Genomic DNA, 24,886 nt, shown 5'->3' with positions numbered 1-24,886 from the left:
TGTATGAAAATCTCAGAATATGCCGTGAAGAATTATCAGTTTACACTGGTGATGTTTCTGATGGCAATAGCGTTGGGTATAACCACGCTCTTTACCATGCCCCGTAGTGAAGACCCGGATGTGGAGTCTCCTCAGTTTGCAGTTATAGTGGTATATCCCGGCACCAGTCCGAAGGATATGGAAGAACTGGTGGTTGATCCGATTGAAGAAAGGATCAATGAGCTTGAAGACATGAAGCGTATTCGCACCACGATCAGCGATGGGCTTGCAGTATTTCGTGTCGAGTATAAATATGAAAGTGATCCGGATGAAAAATACCAGGAAATTGTACGCGAGATAAACAGTCTTCGCCCTGAATTACCCGAGGATATATTTAGTTTGGAGATCAACAAGTTTCAACCCTCGGATGTAAATATTTTGCAGATCGCGTTGATCTCAGAAAATGCATCGCGTACAAAATTGAAATTTCATGCCGAAGCGTTGAAGGATGAATTGGAAAAAATCACGCTGTTGAAGAATGTAGAAATACAAGGACTTCCTGAACAGATCGTGCGGGTAGAATTGCGTCTTGAAAAGATAGCGCAAATGCATATACCGCTGGATGCTATCACAGGAAGTTTGCAAAGCGAAATGGCCAACATTCCCGGAGGAAGTATCGTTGCGGGTTCAAAGTCGTTCAGCATCAAAACCAGTGGTAACTATAAAGGACTCGAAGAAATCAAGAACACCATTGTATATTCTGCCAATGGAAAGAATATACTTCTTAAAGATGTAGCAGACGCCTATACTACTTTTGATGAGACCAAACACATCACCAGGTTGAATGGACACCGTTGCGTATTTGTCATCGCTGCACAAAAATCAGGATTGAACATTACCAACACACAGAAGGTATATAAACCCGTATTGGAATCTTTCGCTAAAAAGTTGCCTTCCAACATCGACATGGTACACCATTTCGATCAGGCTGATAATGTGAATGGAAGATTAGCTGGCTTAGGAAAAGATTTTCTCATTGCTATTTTGTTAGTATCGATCACGCTGTTGCCATTAGGATGGAGAGCTGCTTCTATAGTGATGATCTCTATTCCATTATCCCTGGCGATTGGTCTGGTATTGCTGAACCTTTTTGGAATCAGTCTGAATCAGTTAAGTATAGTAGGGCTGGTGGTAGCCTTGGGTTTATTGGTAGACGACAGCATTGTGGTGGTTGAAAATATAGAGCGATGGATGCGTGAAGGACATTCCAGACTGGACGCAACGCTGAAGGCTACACGCCAGATTGGTCTTGCTGTGGTGGGATGTACAGTAACACTGATCATCGCTTTTATGCCACTGGTATTTTTGCCGGAGGGTGCCGGTGATTTTATTCGCGGATTGCCGCTTGCAGTAATTATGGCGGTGCTTGCTTCGATGCTTGTTTCCATTACAGTAATTCCGTTTCTATCGAGCCGCATTTTAAAGAGTCATGAAAATGCTGAAGGAAATATATTTCTTCGCGGCATGCAGAAATTGATTCATGGAAGTTATTCTGTATTGCTGGATAAAGCACTGAAACATCCCATTATCACCATGGTGGTGGCAGGGGTTGTTTTCATAGGGTCACTGCAATTATTCCCGATCATAGGCTTTGGTCTTTTTCCTGCCTCTGAAAAGCCACAGTTTATCATCAATACGATTACACCGTTGCAAACTAATATAGAGGCGACCGATTCTGTGTCACGATATGTAGAGCAAGCGGTAAGTAAAATTCCGGAAGTGAAATACTATGCTTCAAATGTAGGGAAAGGAAATCCAAGGGTATATTATAACGTAACGCAGGAGAATGAGCGTACAGATTTTGCACAGACTTTTGTTCAATTGGACGAGCACACATCGCCAGATCGTAAGCTTGAAATCATCAACCAGCTCCGCGATGAATTTAATCAACATGCCGGTGCTAAAATTGAAGTAAAAAATTTCGAACAAGGTCCACCGATAGTAGCACCGGTTGAGATTCGGTTATTTGGTGACAACCTCGATACACTTCGCACACTGGCAGCACGCGTTGAAAGCATGATGAAGCAAACCGAAGGTACATTGTATGTGAACAACCCGGTGAACAATCTGAAAAGTGATATGCGCGTTGTGATCAATCAGGATAAAGCACGAATGACGGGTATCAATACCGTAGATATAGATCGCACTGTACGACTTGCTGTAGCGGGTCTTAACATGGGCAATTTCACAGATGCCGATGGAGAGGATTATGATATATACCTGACAACACCCAAGAAGGAACGTGCTACCCTCGCATCGCTTGATAACCTGTTTGTGAATACACGCCTCGGTGCACCGGTGCCGCTGGATCAAATCGCTTCATTAAAATTAGAGACATCACCACTGAGTATCGATCACTATAATAAAATACGCATGGTATCGGTATCGTCATCTGTGGAAAAAGGATACCTGAATAGTGTAGTGATCAGTGATGTAGTGAGCAAGATGGAGAAGATGAAACTTCCTGAAGGCTATAGCTATATGATGGGCGGTGATGTAGAAGCCAGCAACGATTCTTTTGGAGGACTCGGTACAATCATCATCATGACGGTCTTCATGTTTGTCGCGGTGCTCATTTTAATGTTCAAAACATTTAAGAGTATGCTCATCGTACTCAGTGTTATACCGCTCGGTATAGTAGGAGCGTTGTTAGGACTTTTAATCTCCGGCAATCCGCTTTCATTTGTAGCCATCATCGGGTTGATCGCACTGGCCGGAGTAGAGGTAAAGAACTCCATTCTGCTGGTTGACTTCACCAATCAATTACGAATGCAAGGTAAATCCGTAGACGAAGCTATTCGCGAAGCGGGTGAAGTAAGATTTCTTCCAATCGTGTTGACATCACTTACTGCCATTGGAGGGTTGTTGCCGATTGCTTTATCAACCAATCCGTTGATAGCACCGCTGGCGATTGTATTGATCGGAGGTTTGATCAGCTCAACATTGCTTTCACGCATTGTAACACCGGTAGTATATAAACTTATTCCACCACGTATATAGTTTGATCAGTAAAGAAATGCAGCGGGATAATTTGAGGAAAATTATCCCGCTTTTTTTATATATGAGATCGTGAGCATGTTGATACTTCGCTACTCGTAGCAGGTGCAATTTTTTCTTTCGCACGATGTTGTCTTGCAGAAAATCAGGAATAATTGTAAATCATTAAAAAAAGATCAACATGATCGTAAAAACAAAGAAGCTTCAGGGCCAGGTAGCCATTGTTACCGGAGCCAGTTCAGGAATAGGAGCGGGCGTTGCAAAAGCGTTGGCATCAGCCGGTGCAGCAGTGGTTGTTAATTATTCCAGCAGTGCTGATAAAGCAGAAGAGGTACTAAAAGAAATAAAGGGTGAAGGTGGTGATGGCTTTACTATAAAAGCAGATGTTAGTAAAGAAGAAGATGTGCTTCGGATGTTCAGCGAAACTATAAAACGGTATGGCACCGTTGACATCCTGGTAAACAATGCGGGCTTGCAGAAGGATGCAAAGTTTCACGAGATGTCACTGGAACAATGGGATCACGTGATCGGTATAAATCTCACCGGCCAGTTTCTATGTGCGCGTGAAGCCATCAAAGAATTTATAAAGCGCGGTGTATCACCGGAACGTTCATTGTCTGCCGGGAAAATTATTTGCATGAGTTCGGTGCACGAAGTAATTCCGTGGGCAGGGCATGCAAACTATGCTGCCTCTAAAGGAGGAGTAATGATGTTGATGAAAACTATCGCGCAGGAATATGCTCCACTGAAAATTCGTGTGAACAGCATTGGCCCGGGCGCAATTCGTACTCCTATTAATTACGCTGCATGGCAAACACCACAGGCCTATAATCAGTTGCTGAAACTTATTCCTGCCAAGCGAATCGGCGAAGCCGAAGATGTTGGTCGCGCAGCGGTATGGCTTGCTTCCGATGACTCCGAGTATGTAAACGGAATTACTTTATTTGTTGATGGAGGCATGTTGCTGTATCCAGGATTTGAAGATAATGGTTAGTACTCTATATTACACGCGATTTGTCTTACACATCATTTCTTTCCTAACCATTTGATTTTAATGACCGCAGAAAAAGTACGTCTACAGGAGGATCATGCTAAACAAAAGAACTGGCGAAAATTTGGACCCTATCTGACCGAACGTCAATGGGCAACGGTGCGTGAAGATTATAGTGCTGACGGAAATGCATGGGACTATATTTCGCATGATGCAGCACGAAGTAAAGCGTATCGGTGGGGCGAAGAAGGTATTGGTGGCATCAGCGATGATGAACAGTTGCTTTGCTTTTCACTCGCACTTTGGAATAAGAAAGATCCTATTCTGAAAGAACGGATCTTTGGTCTCACCAGCTACGAAGGCAATCACGGAGAAGATTGCAAAGAGCAATACTATTACCTCGACAGCACTCCCACACACTCCTATATGAAGATGCTGTATAAATATCCACAGCGGGAGTATCCATACCAGTGGCTTAAAGATGAAAACAAGCGCAGGGGTAAAAATGATCCGGAATTTGAACTATTGGACACGGGTATATTTGATGATAAAAAATACTTTGACGTTTTTATAGAGTATGCCAAAGCAGATGCCGATGACCTGCTGATCAAAATTACTGTACACAACAAAGGAGCAGAAGATGCTGCCGTAAATATACTTCCGCACATCTGGTTTCGGAATACATGGCAGTGGAATAACGAATCACGCAGGCCTGAGATGTACCTGGACGATGCGCATACAATTCTCATCATTCATCCGCAGCTCGGACGATTTTATCTTTTCACAGAAGAAAAAGGTGAAGCTCTTTTTTGTGAGAATGAAACGAACACAGCACGGCTCTATAATTACCCATCCACGGGTACATTTAAAGATGGCATCAACGACTATATCGTTAATAAAAAGAAAGGAACATTAAACCGGAGTCCGCGGGGTACCCGGGCTGCATTTAATTATGATGTAACTGTACCGGCAGGAAAGGCAGTTACACACCGACTCCGCCTCACCAATAATTTTAGTGCAAAACCTTTCAGTGATTTTGATACTATATGGAACAGCAGAGTAGAAGAAGCCGATGCGTTCTACCAGGAGTTGCAACAAAATATAGCAGACGAAGATAAAAAAGACATACAGCGCCAAGCCTTCGCCGGCATGTTATGGGGCAAACAATTCTATTACTATGATGTTGCGCGTTGGTTGAATGGTGATCCGGGAAAATCGGCACCACCGGCACAACGCAAGAAGGGAAGAAACCATGAATGGATGCATTTACACAATGCAGATATTATTTCGATGCCCGATAAATGGGAATATCCCTGGTATGCCGCGTGGGATGTAGCCTTCCATACTATACCGCTTGCGTTGGTAGATGCAGAATTTGCCAAGCAGCAATTGTTGTTGTTTACAAAGGAATGGTATATGCATCCCAACGGGCAATTGCCTGCGTATGAATGGTCGCTTGGCGATGTGAATCCACCGGTACATGCCTGGGCAACGTATAGAGTATATAGGATTGATGAGAAACAAAACGGCAAAGGCGACCGGAAATTTCTCGAAGAAGTCTTTCACAAACTCCTGCTGAATTTTACGTGGTGGGTAAATAAAAAAGATCACGAAGGGAATAACATTTTCCAGGGAGGATTCCTCGGGATGGATAATATTGGTGTATTCGATCGGAGTGCGCCAATGCCTGCAGGAGAATTCATTGAGCAGACCGATGGTACAAGCTGGATGGCGATGTTTACCTTAAACATGCTGCGCTTATCGCTTGAGCTCGCGAAAGAAAATCCAACGTATCAGAGTCTGGCAACAAAATTCTTTGAGCACTTCCTATATATAGCGGGTGCCATGCGAAACATTGGTAATGAAAGTATTGACCTGTGGGATGAAGAAGACGAATTCTTCTACGATGTTCTGCATACTTCCGATGATAAAGATATCCGGATGAAAGTCCGGTCGATGGTAGGATTGATTCCGTTGTTTGCTGTAGAGATTCTCGATGAAGAGGTTTTTGAATCCAATCCCGAGTTTACTGAACGATTAGAATGGTTCCTCAAGAACAGACCTGACCTGGCAAACCTTATTTCACGTTGGGCAGAGAAGGGAAGAAAAGAACGCCACTTGTTATCACTGTTGCGTGGTCACCGGATGAAACGTATCCTGAAAAGAATGCTGGACGAAACGGAGTTTCTTTCTCCATATGGTATACGTGCGTTGTCTAAAGTATATGACGCCAAGCCCTATACCTTTAACAGCAACGGGAATAACCTTACGGTTAAATATATACCAGGCGAAAGCGATTCGGGAATGTTTGGCGGTAATTCAAACTGGCGCGGACCCATCTGGTTCCCGGTAAATTATTTGCTGATCGAATCTCTTCAACGCTTTTATCAATATTATGGAGAAGATTTTAAAATAGAACATCCTACAGGCTCCGGTAAAATGCGGACGTTACTTGAAATAGCCGATGAACTATCAGCACGTGTCGTGAGTATTTTCACGAAAGATAAAGACGGAATGCGCCCGGTATATAATCATGAGAAGCGTATTCAAAACGATCCTGATTTTAACAAGTATATATTGTTCTATGAGTATTTCCATGGCGACAACGGGAGGGGAGTAGGCGCCACACACCAAACCGGCTGGACAGGGCTTGTCGCGAAATTGATTCAACCTAAGAATACATAATGCACTAGTACTGTGGAGACCAAGTTCATTGTCACCTGTACAAGCGATTCGATTTGATGGATATTTAGAATTGCTGCTAAGCCAACAAACAGTACAATTAGTATTGCAAATGATGTTGATCTGATGTAAGTTGCAACGCTTATATAGCTTGCAGCTATACTACATACCTACAAAATCCAGTGTCCATTTCTCCGTACTAATACAGACACGGCTATCTATATTTTCTGTACATGCTTCTCCGTGAAAGCCCTCTTTACATTATTATGCCCTGCTATATAGTTTTGTTTTAACAGAAAGAGAAAGTGTTGAGGGGTTAAGAGGGGCGTGTTCTGATAAGAGCATGCCCTTTTGTTTTTAATCTGTTATGCGCAATGCGCTTTGGTGAAGAACCCATTTATACCATAACTATATAAGTATGCAAAAACGGTTACCTGTTTTCTTCGCCATTCTTTTCCTGTGGGCTTCATCCTGTAATGAAGAGACACCCGTTTCGAAGACTCCTGATGAAAAAATTGTCATTACAGACCTTGATCATGAACCAATTGCCAAAGACCTGCTATCAAAATTGCAAGGCAATGCGGCAAACGGAAGAGTAAGCAGCCTCGAAATTAAAGATGCATTTTTTAAATACGAAGATCCTGATAGTGGAGTACTGAATTATACTTTTCCGCTACCTGACGACTCACCGGATTATTTTGAAAACATGGTTCTATCAAAGTATGATGACGGGTTTTATGGATTTATATACCGCTATATACCGGATGAAAGCTATACCAAAGATGAGCCTTTTAGAGGGAGCCTTCAGCAATTTGATCTGGAAGGCAACCTGATCGGAGAATTTTCAATTCCCTTTGAGCGAGATAGTATATCTAAAGGTGGAAGAACACAATTGGTTAATCAATGTGTTAAAAGCATTGAACAAAACTGTGTAACTACCTACAAAGTCGAAACCGTTACCGATTATCCTTGCCATTGCCAATATGATCGTAAGACACAACTGAGTAGCGTATGCACTTTTTCGTTTAACATGGGCATGTGCGATGATATGATAGCTGTACCTCCGGCTGGTGGTGGAGGTACGTATGTAGCGATGGGTAGCGGGCCATCGCCCAAGGCAGGTGGAAGCGGAGGCAATAATACGGGTGCTACAAAACCAGTCCCGAAAAAACCAGTAGTAATAGTAGTGCCTGAAAACGACTTTTACGTAGGCGACAACTGTGTGGCCTGTATAGAGAATCAGTTGAAAGATCCTTGTTTGAAAATGGTTGCTAAAAAAGTATTGAATCCTGCTATAGCAAATAAGTATAATAAACTGATACAGGATATATTTAATAAAAATGATAAGGTAAATTTGATTCTGAAGGAAGGGACAGCCGAAGATATAAGAAAAAAACCAGAGTTAAATAATACATACGGTTGGACAGAACCAGTAGAATTATACAACGGTATAGTGGGTGTAACTATAAAGCTTCATCCTCAGAATCTTTCTAATACTTCTCAGGAGTTCATTGCAGCTACTGTATGCCACGAAGCCTTCCATGCAGTAGTGCATTATTTTGATAGAGATAACTGGTTTAAGAATACACCTACGGATGATCATATTGCAATATTCTCAACTTACCTGGATTTAGTAGCTGAAGGGCTGCAAAGTGCGTACCCTAATCTCAATTCTCGCGAAGCACAAGGGCTTATTCTAAAAGGAATGCTCGACTATAAAAAACAATGGGGCGAATTATTCAATATAATTCTAAAAAAGAAAGGATTCACAGAGGGTCAAGTGGATGAAATCAAGAGGCGGTATAAAAATGGAATATCAGGTACTTCCTGCAACTAAAATCAACATTATGAAAAGTCTTTATACTTTAGTTTTGCTTACAATAATATGCAGTTGCTGCAAGAATAATGATAGAAAAAACAAGGATAATAACCAATGGAATTCCAAATTTGAAGGGAATGCCAGTATTGATGATATACATAAGGATGTTAAAGAAATAGCCATTGAAAGCGATTTTTGTGTCATTTTTTGTATTAGAGACAACATCAATCACGGATGGTATAAAATATTTTCGCTAAAAGGTGATAACTGGGAGAAGATTGACATTCAGCAAAATGTTATGGATGAAGAACAGATGAGAAAAGACCCCGGATACTATATAGCTAGAGACATAACAACAAGAAAACTCTGTAAGCTCGAAGAAGCGAACTCTTTCTTATCGAAACTCAAGAGTTATGGATTGTTCGAATTGCCGGAGGAGAAAATCCTCTTTAAAAAATGTAAGGATAGCGGTATTGCAGATATAGGAAGCACATACATTGACATTGTTTCAGGAAATAAAGTAAGAAGCTTAAAATACTCTGGTGTTTACGAATGCCTAGATGGACAGAGGGAAAACATCTACAAGATTGAGGAGTTATTTAAAAAAGAGTGGCTTCCAGATTCACTTATGCATTAGAAATATTGTAGAGAAGCACATCGCTGCACTTGCCTTTTCATCATAAGCCGGTTTTATTCTGAACTGGTTTATGATAAAGGGAATCTATGAACTCACCATTGCTAAGAATTACTCAAAATATTATGTACTCTTAACTTCTGAAAAATATTATGCGGTACTCATTTTTACTATTTATGATTTTAGTAGGTTGTCATAAGGAGACAAACAAGTTAATTCCATCTTATTCTTCGAATGGAAGTCAAAAAGATATATATACTAAAGTGAGATCTATTGTAGAGAAAAAAGACTTTAGTGTTGTTTATTTTAAATGGGGAGAAGCCGATAATGGATGGTACAAAATATTGACACTTACTGACGATCGATGGGAAAAAATTGAGATTAGAACCGGTGTGGCTGAGGGTGACTCTACGGAAATAGTACTAAAAGATATAATAATCACAAAGCAACTTGAAGAAAATGAAGGTAAATACCTTATAGATAAACTTGTGCAATATCATCTATTTGAAATTGACGAGGAGGAAGTGATTTTAGACAAATGCAAACAGTCCTTAAAAACAGAGAAACTTCCATTCGTCATTGCAGATGCGTCAACTACCTATTTTCAAATAATCTCTGGTGACAAAGTAAGGAGTTTGAGTTATTATGATTCCTACGACAGACAATCCCAATGTTCAAGTATAAAGGAATGGGAGTGTATATTAAAAATCGAAAAATTATTCGAAGAGAAATGGTATATCAACAAGCACTAGAGATAATTAAATTTCAATTCTAATGAAAGGTTTACCCGTACTAATTGCTCTTGCATTATCCTGCTGCTCCCAGCAGGATAATAACAAGTTTCCAAATTTTGATAAAAATTTCGCTCTTAAGGGAGATCAGTGGGAGAAAATTGAAATAAGAAGAGGCATTATTGAAGTGGATTCTTTATACTCTCAAGGAGACCCGGATGTTGTTGAAAAGAATATCATTCTTAAAAAGGTTTGCCGAAAAATTGAAAGAGAATCTTTTCTAAAAAAACTTACGACTTACAGCCTTTTTATAATGGAGGAGGAATCTCAACTTAAAAAAGATGTGAAGAAATTAAGAACTGATAACAAAGTGCCTGAATATACAGATCTGGGTTTTTCAAGCTTTTATATAATTCATGGAAGTAACGTCAGAAACCTCACCTATCAACTATATAACCGTAAAGAAGATTGCCGGGCAATGACTGAATGGGAAGATATTGAAAAGATTATCTCGCTTTATGAAAATGAGTGGTATTCTAAGGAATCATTAAGATAGTGCGTATCCTAACCTCATGACGCAGAGGTCTTAGTTCTAAAAGGAATGCTCGCTTATAAAAAACAATGGGGCGAATTATTCAATATAATTTTAGCAAAGAAAGATTTTACTGACGATGAAGTTAGGGATATTGCCAATCGTTATAAAAACAAAAATTCGGAAGTCTTGATTAAATAGTACGATCATGAAGATCATTAAATGTCAATACTCATGAAAGGCTTATCTTTTCTAACTGCTCTTGCATTCAGATTTTGTTAAAAACGCCAGTATAAATGATATAGATCGGTATGTAAAAGATATAGCTTAAAAAGATTTTAGCGTTGTTTTTTGTAGTCGAGTGAAGGCAAGGCCGCTGCTTTCAATAAGCACTTTTTTACATATTTTCATTTTTCTTTTAAACAATCCATCAACATTGCTGTTTTTATAAGCGATACAGATCCGTCCCCGGGGTTTAGTTCGTATGTCGATTGATTGAAGAGAGATGAGAAAAGTATTTGTAAGCTGTGTTTTGGTACTTGCGGCAGCGGGTATTGCTGCCTTATTTTGGTCGCAGGAATTAAAATACGCATTGCCCACACCCGTGCCTGCGAATTTTGCGAAACGCAGTATACATGAACATATAGACGTTGATGCACTGAAAGGTTATCGAAAAAATATACCAGTATATATTCATTTTTTTAATCCCGATTGTCCGTGTTCACGTTTTAATATTCAGCATTTTCGTCACCTTGTAAAAACGTTCAGCGATAGCGTGCAGATCTTTGCTGTCGTTCCCGCGTATGCAGATGTCAACCAGGCGCGCGTCATGATTGATGACGAAAACATTCCGGTAATAAAAGATATAGCCGATTCCTTAGCGCATGCCTGCGGTGTCTACGCAACACCTCAAGCGGTGATCATTGATAAAAATCAAAAATTATTTTATCGCGGCAACTACAATACATCGCGATACTGCAATGTTCGGGAAACCAACTTTGTAGAGATCTCATTGAGGGCACTGGTCGCAGGTAAAAATCCCCCCGTCTTTGATCAGCTCGCCACCAAGCCGTACGGTTGTGAATTTCCAACCGCTGAGAGTAAGTCCGGTATTCTAATGAACCTTTTTCAATGAACGTATCACCTGAAGTGTTTGCAACCCAACGAACCCGTGTGTTTGCCGACATCAACAAGAAATCAGATCGCATTATGAATATAGCGCTGGCGCTATATTTTATTCTCGGTATTGTGTTCGCATTCTTTTACGATACCTACCTGATAGCGGTGGGAGTGGGAGGCCTTAGTCTCGTGAGCTACTATACCACAAAAACGATCTTGCCAGACTCCGGATTATACCGGTATGTGCTCGCGGTAATCGTTGGTATTTTTTCAGCACAATATATTTACCAGATGCATGGTATGTTTGAGATGCATTTTTTCTTTTTTGTAGGATCAGCGCTCCTCATCACATTTCAAAACTGGAAGCTCCAGATTCCACTACTCGTCTTTGTACTGCTGCATCATAGTATATTCGCGTACCTCCAATATAGCGGTATGAAAGGTATATATTTCACACAACTGGATTATATGAACTTGCAAGCGTTTGTAATTCACGCGGCCGTAGCCGGTATAATTCTTTTTATCAACGCTTTGTGGGGATATAATTTAGGTATACGTACGTTCAGCGAGATGCAGGCAAAATCAGAACTGGAGGCACAGGTTAAGAACATAAAACGCAATATTTTTTTTGCGGAGGAGATCAGTAAAGGAAATCTCAACATCGATTACAACGTGTCATCGGATGATGATGAACTTGGGAAATCATTGTTCAAAATGCAACACAACCTGATCGAAGCAAATATACGCGACAAGGCAGATAAGTATATCACGACAGGCATTGCTACCATCGGTGGAATTCTGCGGAAGCATACGGATACGCTTGACACACTTTCGTATGAGCTTGTCAATGAGATGTCCAAATATACCGGGTCAAGTCAGGGCGCTGTTTTTCTCCTTGATAAAGATACCGATGGAAGTGAGTATCTCAAGCTAACAGCGTGTTATGCATACGATCGGAAGAAGTATATGGAGAAGCGAATTGCTATAGGAGACTCGCTTGTAGGGCAGTGCTTTCTGGAAAAAGAAATCATCATCATGAAAAAGGTTCCGCGTGATTATGTAAAAATCACTTCCGGTCTCGGGTTGGCAACACCTACCTGTATCATTATTGTGCCGCTGCTTGCAAATGGAGATGTTACAGGAGTTATGGAGTTCGCCTCCTTTACTCCCTATAGTGATGGACAAATTGAATTTATGAAGAAAGCATCAGAAGCTATCGCGACCTCTTTCTTGTCTGTGAAAACTACCGAACGAATCAGGATGTTGCTGGCAGAGTCACAGCAGCGCGAAGAAGAAATGCGTTCGCAGGAAGAGGAGATGCGGCAGAACATGGAAGAGCTTTCTGCAACACAGGAAGAGATGAAGCGTAATACCACGGAGATGGAAAGCAGAATTGAGGCGATCAATGTCAGTGGTATAGCATCCATCGAATTCTCATTGGATGGAATCATTCTGACTGCAAATTCATCCTTTCTTAAGTTGATGGGATATACCCTGGAAGAGATAGCCGGAAAGCATCATCGTATTTTTGTTGATGAACAGTATGCGAGAACAGAAGAGTATAAACAATTCTGGCAAGATCTTGTAGCAGGTGTTGCGCGTCCGGGTGAATATGAACGGGTTCAGAAAGACGGTTCGCAAGTATATATCCATGGAAGTTACTCCGCGATCCGCGACCGGAACGGAAAGCCGTTGCGTGTTCTGAAACTTGCAACCGACATTACGGCTCACAAAATTCGATTGCTCCAAACCGTTGCCTGAAGATACGCTAACCCTTATAACGGTATATACTATAAACGAAAAAACCGATAACATCCCGTCTGGAATTATCGGTTTTTAATCCTAACCTGCCTACCTGTAGGCAATAGATGCTCGAATATAGATAAATCTAAATAGCAATTGCAACTATCATAAAAAAAATATGTTATTGACTCCGTTGTATATATATGTATTTATAAAATGCGTTTAACCATCCGATAGTTATACACAATTGTTGTAGAAATACATTCTCATAACACGCATGTTGCTGCTTATAAAAATTCATGCCATGGTATATGGGTAAGTTCTGCTCTTTTTTGAAAAACAGTTGTACTATGTAATTCAGGTGTTTCAAAACATCATCAGCAATTCAATGTCATCAACAATTTATTTAAGTTTTCAAGGGGAAAATGTTCGCACCCTCATCAGAGGCATATCGCCGGTAAATTATTCCAGAGTCCGGCAGTGCCGGATGGCCAATACTGTAAAATAGCGATGGAGGATAACGGAATTGGCTTCGATGAGAAATTTTCTGAGAATATATTTCAACTGTTTCAACGGTTAAACCCTCGTGATTCATTTGAAGGAACAGGCATTGGTCTGGCAATCACCAAAAAAATCATTGAGAAGCATCAAGGTCTTATTGCCGCGCATGGTAAAGAAGGTATAGGTGCTACGTTTGAAATTATTCTTCCGGTGCGCCAGTTATAGTTCCGCTTATCCCAGAGTTGCGGTATGCTAATGACTTTTTAGTAGATTGGTTTCACTTTCCGTGACGCTATATTTTGGCTTCACAGAAGTATATAATACAACCCAACTTCATAAAACGTACCCCTCATGAAATTACCTATTTGTTTTCTTGGCGTCATGCTCACAATGCTCGTGAGTACAGCCGCGCTATGTCAAAAGAAAGAACAGAACATCTATAGCAAATCCTTCATCACAGACCAGATGCGAAAGGTATGCGATTGGCAATTAAGTAATCCGGTTACCATCAACGAGAAAAATGATAATGATTGGGCGCGTGCGGCCTTTTATACCGGAGTGATGGCAACGTATCGCACTACGAATGATGAAAAGTATCTGAATGCTGCTATAGCGTGGTCTGAATCTTTCGACTGGAAATTGGCAAAGCGTCTGCGGCATGCTGATGATCATGCAAAAGGACAAACGTATCTCGAGATCTATGAAGTTAAGAAAGATCCGAAGATGATCGAAGATGTTAAGATTACATTTGATTCACTCATCCTGGATCCGAAACCAGGAAGAGAGGATTGGTGGTGGTGTGATGCTCTCTATATGGCACCACCTGTGTTGGTGCGATTGGCAGCAGCAACAGGAGATCAGCGCTATATAGATTATCTCAATACGATGTTTTGGGACACGTATGATTTTCTCTATGACAAAGAGGAACATCTGTTCTATCGCGATAAGAGTTACTTCGACAAGAAAACGCCCAATGGTAAAAAAACTTTTTGGGCTCGTGGCAATGGTTGGGTAATGGCAGGTACGGTTCGCGTATTGCAATACCTCCCGAAAGATCATCCGCAGTATAACCGATACGTAACGTTGCTGAAGGAGATGGCTGCGTCTGTAAAAAAGATCCAAAGTAAAGATGGTTTATGGAGACCAAGCCTGTTGGATGAAAGCGAAGTACCACACCCCGAAACAAGCGGTTCATCATTCTTCTGCTATGCATTGACGTGGGGGATTAACAACGGTATACTTGACAAGAATGAATATCTTCCGGTGGTACAAAAAGCATGGAAAGGTTTAAATATATATGTTACCGCAGAAGGTAAACTTCAGTGGGTACAACCGATTGGAGCAGCACCTGATAAAGTTACGATCGATAATTTCCAGGAATATGGATCGGGTGCATTTCTGTTGGCAGGAAGCGAATTAACCAAGCTGAAATAGTATAGCCCGTCAGTTGGATTCGACCAAAATACTGACTATGACTAAAATTTTTAATTGATAAAACCTTGAAATCATAGTACTTGAATGATCAACGGCTCTTCAGCTTCATGCCGATTTTGAAGAGCCGTTTACATCCTGCAAATTGCACGTTGAAATGATATAAGATGACAGAGATTTCCTGTGGAATTGATTTCGGTACATCCAATTCCAGTGTAGCCATCGCCAACCAGGGTACTATAACGCTCACACCTGTAGAAGGCTCGCATGTAACAATTCCAAGTGCACTTTTTTTTGCGCAGGATGGTAATATACCTTCCTACGGTCGTACTGCTGTCACCATGTTTTTCGAAAGACGTGAAGGACGATTCATGCGAAGTCTGAAGCGTGTACTGGGAACATCGCTGATGAAACAAGGTACGATCGTGAATGGAAAGCTGATGAAGTTTGACCGGATCATTGCATTGTTTCTCCGGAACCTCAAAGCAAAAGCAGATGCATATACCGGGCACGAAATTGAAAATGTAGTCATGGGCCGGCCGGTACATTTCATAGATAATGATGCGGATGCCGATAGCCGTGCAGAGCAGGAGTTGAGAGATATAGCGCGAAGTGTTGGTTTCAGAAATATTGAATTTCAGTTTGAACCAATCGCAGCAGCTTTCGCGCACGAAGTAAAGATCACAGGAGAGAAATTGGCAATCGTGGCCGATCTTGGAGGAGGAACTTCCGATTTCACGGTGATCCGTTTGTCGAACCAGAATATTCGTAAGACTGATCGCACCACAGATATATTAGCAAACACCGGTATACGTGTTGGTGGCAACGACTTTGATAAAGACCTTAGTCTCGCAGCCATCATGCCGGAGATCGGGTATAAAAGTACATACGGTGACAAACACCTGGAGGTGCCCCTCAAGCCGTATCACGACCTGGCTGAATGGAGTAAAGTAAATTTCCTGTATACTCCCAAGATCATCACGCAGATGCGGCAGTTGTTAAACAGTTCGCATGACCGGAAGCGCTTTTCGAGATTGCTGCAGGTACTTGAACAGGAACGAGGACATGCATTGTTAGCCGTTACCGAAGACACTAAAATCGCACTCACAGCGCAATCTCAATATAATACGCCATTCGATTTTCTAGAAGAAGGTTTATCTATACCCATCCAACGTGAACAATTTGAAGAAGCGATTCGTTACGAGGTAGATAAAATTCTCGACTCTGTGATGCAATGTTTGCGTGAAGCCCAGGTAAAAAAAGAAGATATAGACCTTGTGATCCTTACCGGTGGCTCCACGGAAGTTCCGTTAATACAATCAGAATTCAAAAAACTTTTCCCCAATGCAGCGCTGGCTGATGAGAATAAACTTTCCAGTGTTGGACTAGGCCTCGCGTACGATAGTCAGAATAAATATCAGTATCGATAATTCTTTAACTATACTTGTGGAAAAACAACCTCAGCCTATAAAAAGGTTAATTGCTTTTATGTATAGACCAATACGATGAATCAGTAGACCAGGCTGCGCAATGTTTTGTAATAGATGCCATGGTTTTAACGTTGAATACAGAATACAATATGATTATGAAAATTAAGATTGATAGAGTTTTGTTTACACGATGGGTACTCGGTGCTGCCATGATTTTTTTACTGGCAACGTGCAAGGATGATGAAGTTACACCCACAACCAACACGACCACCAGTGATGAAAATAGTTATGTCAATAACTGGATATTGGAGAACATGAATTTTTGGTATTTGTGGCATGATAAGATTCCTGCATCACCCGACCTTACGCTTGCACCTGAGGAGTTTTTTAATTCGTTGCTATCCTCCGAAGATCGGTTCTCCTGGATTCAGGCAGACTATCAGGAACTTTTGAATTCGCTGCAAGGCGTTAGCAAGGAAGCGGGGTATGAGTATAAATTATACAGAGAAAGTTCATCGAACAGCAATGTTATAGCACAGATCGTTTACATCAAGCCGGCATCGGCAGCAGCGCAAGCAGGTTTGAAACGTGGCGATGTGATCACCGCTATAAATGAACAACAGATTACCATATCCAATTACCAGACGTTGTTGGGTGCGATAAGTGAAAATCACACGGTCCGCTACCGTCCACTCCTTATTGACCAGGAACAGTTTGGCACAGAGACAACCCTTTCGTTGACCACAACGGAGTACCAGGAGGATCCCAACTATATGCACACGGTTATCGAAAGCGATAATCATAAAGTGGGATACTATGTATATAACTTTTTTGCAACCGGTGCGGATTCAGAAAGCACTACGTATGATGACGAAATGGAATCTGTCTTTGCCGATTTCAAGGCACAAGGTATAACAGACCTCGTACTTGATCTTCGCTATAACAGTGGCGGCTCGGAAACTTCTGCGAACAACCTGGCGAGCCTGATCGGAACCGGTGTAAATACAAGCAGTATATTTCTGAAGCGTGAGTATAATGACGATGTAGAGGAAGAGATCATCAATACGCCTTCCATGGGCGAAGCTTATTTGACCAGCTACTATCAAGCGAAAACCTCGAATGTAGGAAATCAGCTTCAGAACAGCAGACTATATGTACTCACCAGCTCACGCACAGCGTCTGCCAGTGAACTTGTGATCAATGCACTGAAGCCCTATATGGAAGTCTTCGTCATTGGTGACACAACGTATGGGAAAAATGTCGGCTCGATTTCATTGTACGAAGAGAATGATTCCAAAAATACGTGGGGCATGCAGCCTATAGTCTTGAAGGTATATAACAGCCTTAATCAATCTGACTACGCCAGCGGTTTTGTGCCGGATATATACAATGCGGATAACAGCACATTACTTTATCCATTGGGCGATACCCGCGAAACGTTATTGAGCCTGGCGATGGAGCAGATCACAGGGCTGGCGTCATCCGGAAGAAAAGGAGAGAAGGAGACGAAAGAATTCATAGGCTCTTCGCTGGATAGAAAAGCACGTGGCTTTACATTGACGGTAGACGGTATAGATGTAAAGAAAATATTGCTGCATTAGCAATTCATTTATCCTATATTTTAGAAGGATGCTTTTGTAGCATCCTTTTTTATTGTGCGCAACTTGCCATGATGTTGCCACCGAACGTGAATGAAAGTTTTTTTACATTTACATAATCACGCATCAAATGGTAAAGCTCGTCAGAACAGATTCCGGTAACCATGATTTCAGGAAACTGGTGGAGATGCTCGATCGCGATCTTCTGAGTAGATATGGTGCCGAGCAAAGTTTCTTTGCACAGTTCAATTCATTGGACACGATCAAAAATGTGATTGTCGCGTACAGCGATACTGTACCCGTGGGATGTGGTGCATTTAAACTTTATACAGACCGAACGGCTGAGATCAAACGCATGTTTGTATCCAGTGAGTTTCGTGGACAGGGCATTGGTCGGAGCATAGTACATGCGCTTGAAGCATGGGCATCGGAATTAAAGTATACCGATTGTATTTTGGAAACAGGAACGTATCAGCCCGAAGCCATTGCGCTATATCTGAAAAGCGGATTTACGGTTACCGAAAACTACGGTCAATATGTAGGTATAGATCACTCCGTGTGTATGCACAAGGCACTGATTCACATCGAGTAAATTTATGAGCGCCTCTTGTGCTATCTTTGAGATATCATGCAGGAAAGTATCACATTAAAGACCACAGAATCATTAGGCGCTGTTGCACATCAGGAAGACGGCAGAACGCTTGCGATAACCGAATTTTTACATCAACATCAGTCAGCACTGCAGTCCATGATCGAAGGCTATTGGTTTTCAAAGAAAGGAAGCGTTGTAGATCTTGCGATTGATGATGCGAGTATCCGGTTTCAGACTGCCGCCAATGGAATATTTGTGGTGAAATATAAAGTTTCCTACTTCTTTGCATGCGATGACATCACAACGGATAATCGGGAAAGCATGATATGTTCATTTCATATAGACCTGGATAACCAAACGGTTATGATAGCAGGAGAGAACCAGCCGGAACGCACGCCTGATGAGTTCTGATTGCATCACATCAATCATTTATACCTTTTATTATGAGGAACCTTTTTATACTGTATGTTTTATGTATAGCGTGTAGCGCTTCGGGACAATCGGCCACTGAACAGAAAAAACAGAAATCGGGTAACCCTGTTTTCGAAGGATGGTATGCTGACCCTGAAGCCGTGATCTTCGGAAAAGAATACTGGATATACCCTACGTATTCGGCACGGTATGAGAAGCAGGTTTTTTTCGATGCGTTTTCGTCCCGTGATCTCGTGCATTGGACAAAGCACGAACGGATATTGGACACTGCTTCTGTGAAGTGGGCAAAGCGTGCCGTATGGGCACCGGCTGTTGTTCAAAAGGACGGTAAGTACTATATCTTTTTTGGTGCGAATGATATTCAGAATGACAATGAATATGGTGGTATAGGTGTAGCGGTTGCCAATCGCCCGGAAGGTCCGTTCAAAGACCTGTTAGGCAAACCGTTGATTGATAAATTTCACAATGGTGCACAGCCTATCGATCAGTTTATCTTTAAAGACAAAGATGGTGCATGGTATATCTTTTACGGTGGATGGCGTCACTGCAATGTGGCGAGGCTTAACGATTCATTCACCGGGCTTGTACCTTTTGCTGATGGCAGCATCTATAAAGAAGTCACTCCCGAAGGTTATGTAGAAGGTCCGTTCATGTTCATCAAAGACGGAAAGTATTATTTCATGTGGTCAGAAGGAGGATGGACCGGACCGGATTATTCAGTAGCATATGCTATAGCAGACTCTCCATTAGGTCCGTTCAAACGCGTTGATAAAATATTGCAGCAAGATCCCGCTGTAGCGACCGGAGCAGGACATCACTCTGTTCTCCATGTTCCTAAGACAGACTCCTGGTATATTGTATACCACAGAAGACCACTTAGTGAAACACATGCTGATCATCGTGTTACATGCATTGACAAAATGTATTTTGATGAGAAAGGATTTATCAAGCCTATAAAGATCACAACAGAAGGTGTAGCCGCACAGACGATCAAGTAATAGTATCAAAAGCAATCAACACCTGATGAAACAAGAAAGGCTTCGATCAATTCGAAGCCTTTCTTGTTTTGTATAGTTACAAGTATAGATCGCGGTGATCAGGCGCTGGCCTTGCGTTTAACCTCGTGTCCTTTTACACCATAGTAGAATATAAAAAGGTAGCAGATGATCGGAAACAGGAATGCTTTCTGATACCCGATAGCACCTACAATAATACCTGTTACCGGTGTAAGAACCGCTCCGCCTACAATTGCCATTACCAACAAAGAAGAACCCTGACTGGTATATTTCCCGAGATCTTTGATCGCCAACGTAAAGATCGTAGGGAACATAATAGAATTAAATAAGCCAATGGCAAGAACAGACCACATCGCTACAGCGCCCGATGTAAATACAGTCGTTATCAAAAGCCCTACAACGATGATTGAGAATATAGCCAGGGTCTTGGCTGGAACAGATTTACCAAGTATGAATGCTATACAGTTACCGGTAACCAGTCCGAGGATAATCAAAGCAAACAGTACACTTTCCATAAGCATAAATACTGCTACCACGGCAATGAGCGTGATCATGGCCATCAATAAGAATTTTTGAGTTTGATTCCGGTTTGTCAATGAGATTGCCCCTATAAATCGGCCTACCATGGCACCTCCCCAATAGAAAGCAACATATGTGGCAGCCGTTGCTTCTTTGAAACCAAGCAGCTCATCAAAGTATTTTACCAGGTAGCTTCCTATAGCGACTTCACCACCTACATACATGAAGATACCGATCACACCGAGTGTAAGGTGAGAGAACTTCAATACTTCAAGTCCTTTTTCAATTTTTTCACCGGTAAATCTCGGAAGCTTGGACAATGAAATGATTACAGCTAAGGCAATCAATGTAGCAGCGAGAAAGAGATAGGGAGTCTTCACGGCTTCGGCAGTCATGTGTTCTTTTCCACCAACACTTTTAAAGATCAGTTTACCTCCAATGATCGGAGCGATCGTAGTTCCAAAAGAATTGAATGCTTGTGTGAGCGTAAGACGACTGGAGGAAGTTTCCGAGTTGCCGAGCAACGCAACGTATGGGTTAGCCGCCATTTGCAGAATGGTAATACCACCGGCCAACACAAAAAGTGCAAGCAGAAATATACCATAAGCTTTCGATTCTGCAGCCGGGTAGAAAAGGCAACAACCAATGGCTGCCGTGATCAGTCCTACAATAATTCCGTTCTTATAGCCAATCTTGGCAAGCGGATCGCCCAGGTTGATAGACACCAGGAAGTAGATCAGCGATACAAAAAAGTAAGCACCAAAAAAAGCGGATTGTATAAATCCGGCTTGAGCAGGCGTAAGTTTAAAGATGCCCTGTAGATATGGTATAAGAATATCGTTCATACAGGTTATGAAACCCCACATAAAAAACAAGGTTGTAAGAATGATGAGTGGTAAGGTATAATTACCCTTCTCATTGTTTGATGAGGCGGTGGAAGATGATATGATGGACGCCATAAGGTTTATTAAGAATTGAGCGGCCAATTTGCATCTTCGGATTATGTAAAAAAAGTCAAAATTGAAATAGAAAATGTGTAATAGATACACTTACGTGGCTAGTTGAATACATTTCAGGCTGATTATTCCAATCCACGGATGTACAAAACAAAATCTACCGCTTGGGTCATCGAACACCTATAATTCAAGTTATTGCAATGGATTTTTTGAATATTCGGGCTATATCATCCGCATTTTATCGTGAAATAGTGAAAGCATATACCTTTTTGGAACAAATAGCACACAAACACGGGCTTGAATAGTTTACTTTTGCACCATGCAAAAACAAAGCGATCTGTCGACACAACAACAAGACCCGCGGAGTATAATTGAACTTATACAGCAGCATCGAAATGATCTGATAAAAGATTTTCTGGATGAACGAAATCTGGTAGCATATGTAGCACAGCAGTATAAACTGGTGGAACTATCGCCTGTAAAGATTCAATTCATAAGACGTGATCTTAAAGTAATGCTGGCTGAACCGGTAGATGGCGAGCTATACCGTGAGATCATAGAAGATTTTAACGCGAGTGGTACGGTATCTTTCACAGGCGATCATGGTAAATTATTCTACCGTGAGCTGGACAGGATGATCAAAAAGTATATTTACGCATCATAATCAAACAACTTCCAACGTTGATATGAAGGATAGTATGTTGTATGCAAGCTTTCACAAATAGTATAGTAATAGAATGAACAATGAATTGGTAGCAGGCCGTCAGTATTTACTGGACGGTAAAATAGTTGTGGTAATCCTTAAGCCGGTAAACCGATCTAAAACAATCTACAGTGTTGAATTGCCGGGGCCAAGTATCATGGCTGTTGAAAGAAACAGATTGCAGGAGATTCAGCAATCATAATTAAGAGGAGAGGAGACTTTAAGCGTCCGTATAGCCCTGCATCAGTATGATGCAGGGCTACGAACTGCTTACTTATTATCTAACCAGTAGTAATAAGAACAGATCTGATTATACTAAATCAACGATTATTTTGCTTTTTTAACGCGAAGAGAAATCTGATTGTCAAAAGCAATCTTACGAAGTGAACCAAGTGTACGGCCTACTTCTTTAGCAACTTTAGTTGAATTGTTTCCTGCTTTAACCAGTCTTTTAATCTCAGCTAGTTCTTTTTTAGTAACAAGCTTACCGTGATTGTCTGGGAGTTTTTTCTTTGCCATTTTCAGATTATTTAAGTTAAAAATATAATTATAGGTGCAATTATACGGATTTGTATTGGAATGAAATAATATATACATAAAAAGTACTATACTTTTTCATATACTATCTATAAAGATAGCTTCTTTTATACCAGAATATCTTTAAATTCATATATCTCAAAACCCCCATATATATGAAAAACTGTCGCTTTATCCTCATAGTATATATAATTTTCACACAATGCGGCCCTAAAGATCAAATTATACCCCATATTCCGCAGTGGACAACTTATGAAATTACCCTAACGTCTCAGAATATATATAAAAACCCATATACAGATATAGATATATGGGCTGTATTTACCAATAATCGTGGAGATTCTTTAAAGAGGCCCGCATTTTGGGACGGCGATAAGTATTGGAAGATAAGGTTTACGCCACCCGATACCGCAACAGTATGGAGTTGGACAACCTATACTTCGGGTAATGATGCCGGCTTATCCAGACAGCATGGTAAACTTAAATCTGTAGTATATACGGGCAATAACACCCTGTTGAAACATGGTTTGCTTCGAATATCTCCCGAAAAGAGAAATATAGTACATCATGATGGCACACCCTTTCTGGTTATAGGGGATACACCTTGGGCTATTCCGTTCCGGGCCACTACCGATCAGGTAAAGATATATGCTAATGACCGTAAGCAAAAAGGCTATAACACAGCGCTGCTGATGTCTGTCCAACCGGATCGGTATGCGGAAGGCCCCGAAGCGCGTGATAGTATATTTGGCTTTGACAGAGCTTTTGAGGATCTCCCGCAAGGACATTTGAATATACTAAAGCCTGATTACTTTCAGTATCTCGACTCGTTGATGACTATACTGGTGGACCATGGTATAGTACCGGTATATCAACCGGTCTTTCATGGTTTCGGCTGGAAAGGTAAAACAGTACTGGGTACTACAGCTGTTCCCGAAGAGTATGCTCGGTATTGTAAATACCTAATAGCACGTTACGGAAGTATGCCTGCATGTTGGCTTGTAAGTGCCGATGGCACAGGGCTTGATCCCGGAGTAGAGCCTGGTGGTATAGCCATTGAAGCGTGGGATTGTTATAGGCAGCCCACGGGTATTCACTATAATCCTGCAGACAATTACCTCGCACCCTGGGCGCAAGACGACAGCACAAAGTGTTTTCACTATAACCGTTCGCATCAGGCTGAACCCTGGCTTGACTTCCAGTGGGCCCAAAGCGGACATGAAGGCAAACATATACTCTACAAGGTGGAGGAGATGTATAGTAATAAACCTGTGAAGGCTGTCCTTAACGGAGAGCCAACATACGAAGGTATGGGTGGGGGCACGCTGGGATTGGGATGGTGGCAAGGTGAAGAGGCATGGACACAATTGATGCACGGAGGAACCATGGGTGTAGTATATGGTGCTGCCGGTCTTTGGCAATGGAAAGTAAAGCCGGATGAAGCGGGATGGGACACGTGGACTGATCAGCCGGTGTCCTGGCGCGAGGCTATACATCTTGAAGGAAGTAAATATGTAGGGTTCGTATCAAAAGCCTTTCAGCATTTTGATTTTACGGATATGGAGAAACGTTTTGACCTCACCGAAGGTAATAAACCGTTGCTTGCGAAAGAGGGCACGTTTTATATAGCATACCTCGCGGAAGGCGGAGCGATAACGATCCGAAATATACCGGCTAATCTTCCTCATCACTGGTTCAATCCCAAAACCGGAGCATTTGTAAATGTGAGAACATCACGGCAAGAGAATACATTTATAGCCCCCGATAACAATCCGTGGGTGTTGATTGTTGGTGAGCGAAAGCTATAGCATTTGGATGTATAAACATAGTATGGCAGGTCTTGGTGCTTCAGCATTTTGCCTACATATTCATGTAGTGCTGTAG

General features: G+C 41.5%; 21 protein-coding genes. 19 read left to right on the top strand and 2 right to left on the bottom strand.

Annotated features, from left to right (window positions below):
• Positions 1-3 precede the first annotated feature (3 nt).
• The 16 genes from B5Y40_RS23170 to B5Y40_RS23095 all read left to right on the top strand — a co-directional run bounded on the left by B5Y40_RS23170 (position 4) and on the right by B5Y40_RS23095 (position 20,269).
• On the top strand, positions 4-3,039 hold the full coding sequence (locus tag B5Y40_RS23170) for an efflux RND transporter permease subunit (protein ID WP_079689206.1): 3,036 nt from the start codon (positions 4-6) through the stop codon (positions 3,037-3,039).
• 178 nt (positions 3,040-3,217) lie between these two features.
• Entirely contained in the window at positions 3,218-4,030 is an 813-nt protein-coding gene (locus B5Y40_RS23165; RefSeq protein WP_079689205.1) for an SDR family oxidoreductase, read from the top strand.
• 60 nt (positions 4,031-4,090) lie between these two features.
• Positions 4,091-6,712 carry an MGH1-like glycoside hydrolase domain-containing protein gene (locus B5Y40_RS23160; protein ID WP_079689204.1) on the top strand — a complete coding sequence of 874 codons (2,622 nt, stop codon included), beginning with the start codon at positions 4,091-4,093 and terminating at the stop codon, positions 6,710-6,712.
• A gap of 415 nt (positions 6,713-7,127) precedes the next feature.
• Complete coding sequence (locus tag B5Y40_RS23155; protein WP_079689203.1) at positions 7,128-8,546, top strand: hypothetical protein; 1,419 nt, start codon at positions 7,128-7,130, stop codon at positions 8,544-8,546.
• 10 nt (positions 8,547-8,556) lie between these two features.
• Complete coding sequence (locus tag B5Y40_RS23150; protein ID WP_143785896.1) at positions 8,557-9,165, top strand: hypothetical protein; 609 nt, start codon at positions 8,557-8,559, stop codon at positions 9,163-9,165.
• A gap of 173 nt (positions 9,166-9,338) precedes the next feature.
• Positions 9,339-9,914, top strand: a complete 576-nt coding sequence (locus B5Y40_RS23145) for a hypothetical protein (RefSeq protein WP_079689201.1) — start codon at positions 9,339-9,341, stop codon at positions 9,912-9,914.
• A gap of 22 nt (positions 9,915-9,936) precedes the next feature.
• Positions 9,937-10,449, top strand: coding sequence for a hypothetical protein (locus B5Y40_RS23140; protein WP_079689200.1), 513 nt, complete (start codon positions 9,937-9,939; stop codon positions 10,447-10,449).
• Between the two features lie 481 nt (positions 10,450-10,930).
• Positions 10,931-11,560 carry a DUF6436 domain-containing protein gene (locus B5Y40_RS23135; protein ID WP_079689199.1) on the top strand — a complete coding sequence of 210 codons (630 nt, stop codon included), beginning with the start codon at positions 10,931-10,933 and terminating at the stop codon, positions 11,558-11,560.
• The gene (locus B5Y40_RS23130) at positions 11,557-13,305 is read left to right on the top strand and encodes a PAS domain S-box protein (RefSeq protein WP_079689198.1); all 1,749 of its coding nucleotides are present in this window, start codon (positions 11,557-11,559) and stop codon (positions 13,303-13,305) included. Before B5Y40_RS23135 ends, B5Y40_RS23130 begins: the two co-directional genes overlap by 4 nt.
• 375 nt (positions 13,306-13,680) lie before the next feature.
• Entirely contained in the window at positions 13,681-14,013 is a 333-nt protein-coding gene (locus B5Y40_RS23125) for a sensor histidine kinase (RefSeq protein ID WP_079689197.1), read from the top strand.
• Between the two features lie 126 nt (positions 14,014-14,139).
• Positions 14,140-15,222 carry a glycoside hydrolase family 88/105 protein gene (locus B5Y40_RS23120; protein WP_079689196.1) on the top strand — a complete coding sequence of 361 codons (1,083 nt, stop codon included), beginning with the start codon at positions 14,140-14,142 and terminating at the stop codon, positions 15,220-15,222.
• 164 nt (positions 15,223-15,386) lie between these two features.
• Positions 15,387-16,649 carry an Hsp70 family protein gene (locus tag B5Y40_RS23115; protein ID WP_079689195.1) on the top strand — a complete coding sequence of 421 codons (1,263 nt, stop codon included), beginning with the start codon at positions 15,387-15,389 and terminating at the stop codon, positions 16,647-16,649.
• A 155-nt stretch (positions 16,650-16,804) separates the two neighbouring features.
• Positions 16,805-18,250, top strand: coding sequence for a S41 family peptidase (locus B5Y40_RS23110; RefSeq protein ID WP_159453787.1), 1,446 nt, complete (start codon positions 16,805-16,807; stop codon positions 18,248-18,250).
• A 127-nt stretch (positions 18,251-18,377) separates the two neighbouring features.
• Positions 18,378-18,839, top strand: coding sequence for a GNAT family N-acetyltransferase (locus B5Y40_RS23105; protein ID WP_079689193.1), 462 nt, complete (start codon positions 18,378-18,380; stop codon positions 18,837-18,839).
• Positions 18,840-18,875: 36 nt separating this feature from the next.
• Entirely contained in the window at positions 18,876-19,250 is a 375-nt protein-coding gene (locus tag B5Y40_RS23100) for a hypothetical protein (RefSeq protein WP_079689192.1), read from the top strand.
• 32 nt (positions 19,251-19,282) lie between these two features.
• On the top strand, positions 19,283-20,269 hold the full coding sequence (locus tag B5Y40_RS23095; protein WP_079689191.1) for a glycoside hydrolase family 43 protein: 987 nt from the start codon (positions 19,283-19,285) through the stop codon (positions 20,267-20,269).
• A 98-nt stretch (positions 20,270-20,367) separates the two neighbouring features.
• Here B5Y40_RS23095 and B5Y40_RS23090 read toward each other — a convergent pair whose 3' ends face one another.
• Positions 20,368-21,765: a sugar MFS transporter gene (locus B5Y40_RS23090; protein ID WP_079689317.1), complete on the bottom strand. Its 1,398-nt coding sequence runs from the start codon at positions 21,763-21,765 to the stop codon at positions 20,368-20,370.
• A gap of 316 nt (positions 21,766-22,081) precedes the next feature.
• On the opposite strand from B5Y40_RS23090, the gene B5Y40_RS23085 reads away from it, so the two are divergent.
• Together B5Y40_RS23085 and B5Y40_RS29705 are read left to right on the top strand one after the other, a co-directional pair.
• Positions 22,082-22,426, top strand: a complete 345-nt coding sequence (locus B5Y40_RS23085; protein ID WP_079689190.1) for a hypothetical protein — start codon at positions 22,082-22,084, stop codon at positions 22,424-22,426.
• Positions 22,427-22,499: 73 nt separating this feature from the next.
• Positions 22,500-22,667: a hypothetical protein gene (locus tag B5Y40_RS29705; protein WP_159453786.1), complete on the top strand. Its 168-nt coding sequence runs from the start codon at positions 22,500-22,502 to the stop codon at positions 22,665-22,667.
• Between the two features lie 125 nt (positions 22,668-22,792).
• Here B5Y40_RS29705 and B5Y40_RS23080 read toward each other — a convergent pair whose 3' ends face one another.
• Complete coding sequence (locus tag B5Y40_RS23080; protein ID WP_143785894.1) at positions 22,793-22,984, bottom strand: hypothetical protein; 192 nt, start codon at positions 22,982-22,984, stop codon at positions 22,793-22,795.
• A gap of 173 nt (positions 22,985-23,157) precedes the next feature.
• Between B5Y40_RS23080 and B5Y40_RS23075 the strand changes: the two genes are divergently transcribed.
• Positions 23,158-24,810, top strand: a complete 1,653-nt coding sequence (locus B5Y40_RS23075) for a glycoside hydrolase family 140 protein (protein WP_079689188.1) — start codon at positions 23,158-23,160, stop codon at positions 24,808-24,810.
• Positions 24,811-24,886 lie beyond the last annotated feature (76 nt).

It is taken from the genome of Ohtaekwangia koreensis, from assembly GCF_900167975.1.
Classification (GTDB): Bacteria; Bacteroidota; Bacteroidia; order Cytophagales; family Cyclobacteriaceae; genus Ohtaekwangia; species Ohtaekwangia koreensis.
Note: the sequence above shows the minus strand (reverse complement) of the source record. Positions and strands in the feature narration are given on the sequence as shown.

Coding starts and splice junctions, on each gene's coding strand:
- B5Y40_RS23170 (WP_079689206.1), top strand. CDS start 4: ATGAAAATCTCAGAATATGCCGTGAAGAATTATCAGTTTACACTGGTG.
- B5Y40_RS23165 (WP_079689205.1), top strand. CDS start 3,218: ATGATCGTAAAAACAAAGAAGCTTCAGGGCCAGGTAGCCATTGTTACC.
- B5Y40_RS23160 (WP_079689204.1), top strand. CDS start 4,091: ATGACCGCAGAAAAAGTACGTCTACAGGAGGATCATGCTAAACAAAAG.
- B5Y40_RS23155 (WP_079689203.1), top strand. CDS start 7,128: ATGCAAAAACGGTTACCTGTTTTCTTCGCCATTCTTTTCCTGTGGGCT.
- B5Y40_RS23150 (WP_143785896.1), top strand. CDS start 8,557: ATGAAAAGTCTTTATACTTTAGTTTTGCTTACAATAATATGCAGTTGC.
- B5Y40_RS23145 (WP_079689201.1), top strand. CDS start 9,339: ATGATTTTAGTAGGTTGTCATAAGGAGACAAACAAGTTAATTCCATCT.
- B5Y40_RS23140 (WP_079689200.1), top strand. CDS start 9,937: ATGAAAGGTTTACCCGTACTAATTGCTCTTGCATTATCCTGCTGCTCC.
- B5Y40_RS23135 (WP_079689199.1), top strand. CDS start 10,931: ATGAGAAAAGTATTTGTAAGCTGTGTTTTGGTACTTGCGGCAGCGGGT.
- B5Y40_RS23130 (WP_079689198.1), top strand. CDS start 11,557: ATGAACGTATCACCTGAAGTGTTTGCAACCCAACGAACCCGTGTGTTT.
- B5Y40_RS23120 (WP_079689196.1), top strand. CDS start 14,140: ATGAAATTACCTATTTGTTTTCTTGGCGTCATGCTCACAATGCTCGTG.
- B5Y40_RS23115 (WP_079689195.1), top strand. CDS start 15,387: ATGACAGAGATTTCCTGTGGAATTGATTTCGGTACATCCAATTCCAGT.
- B5Y40_RS23110 (WP_159453787.1), top strand. CDS start 16,805: ATGAAAATTAAGATTGATAGAGTTTTGTTTACACGATGGGTACTCGGT.
- B5Y40_RS23105 (WP_079689193.1), top strand. CDS start 18,378: ATGGTAAAGCTCGTCAGAACAGATTCCGGTAACCATGATTTCAGGAAA.
- B5Y40_RS23100 (WP_079689192.1), top strand. CDS start 18,876: ATGCAGGAAAGTATCACATTAAAGACCACAGAATCATTAGGCGCTGTT.
- B5Y40_RS23095 (WP_079689191.1), top strand. CDS start 19,283: ATGAGGAACCTTTTTATACTGTATGTTTTATGTATAGCGTGTAGCGCT.
- B5Y40_RS23090 (WP_079689317.1), bottom strand. CDS start 21,765: ATGGCGTCCATCATATCATCTTCCACCGCCTCATCAAACAATGAGAAG.
- B5Y40_RS23085 (WP_079689190.1), top strand. CDS start 22,082: ATGCAAAAACAAAGCGATCTGTCGACACAACAACAAGACCCGCGGAGT.
- B5Y40_RS29705 (WP_159453786.1), top strand. CDS start 22,500: ATGAACAATGAATTGGTAGCAGGCCGTCAGTATTTACTGGACGGTAAA.
- B5Y40_RS23080 (WP_143785894.1), bottom strand. CDS start 22,984: ATGGCAAAGAAAAAACTCCCAGACAATCACGGTAAGCTTGTTACTAAA.
- B5Y40_RS23075 (WP_079689188.1), top strand. CDS start 23,158: ATGAAAAACTGTCGCTTTATCCTCATAGTATATATAATTTTCACACAA.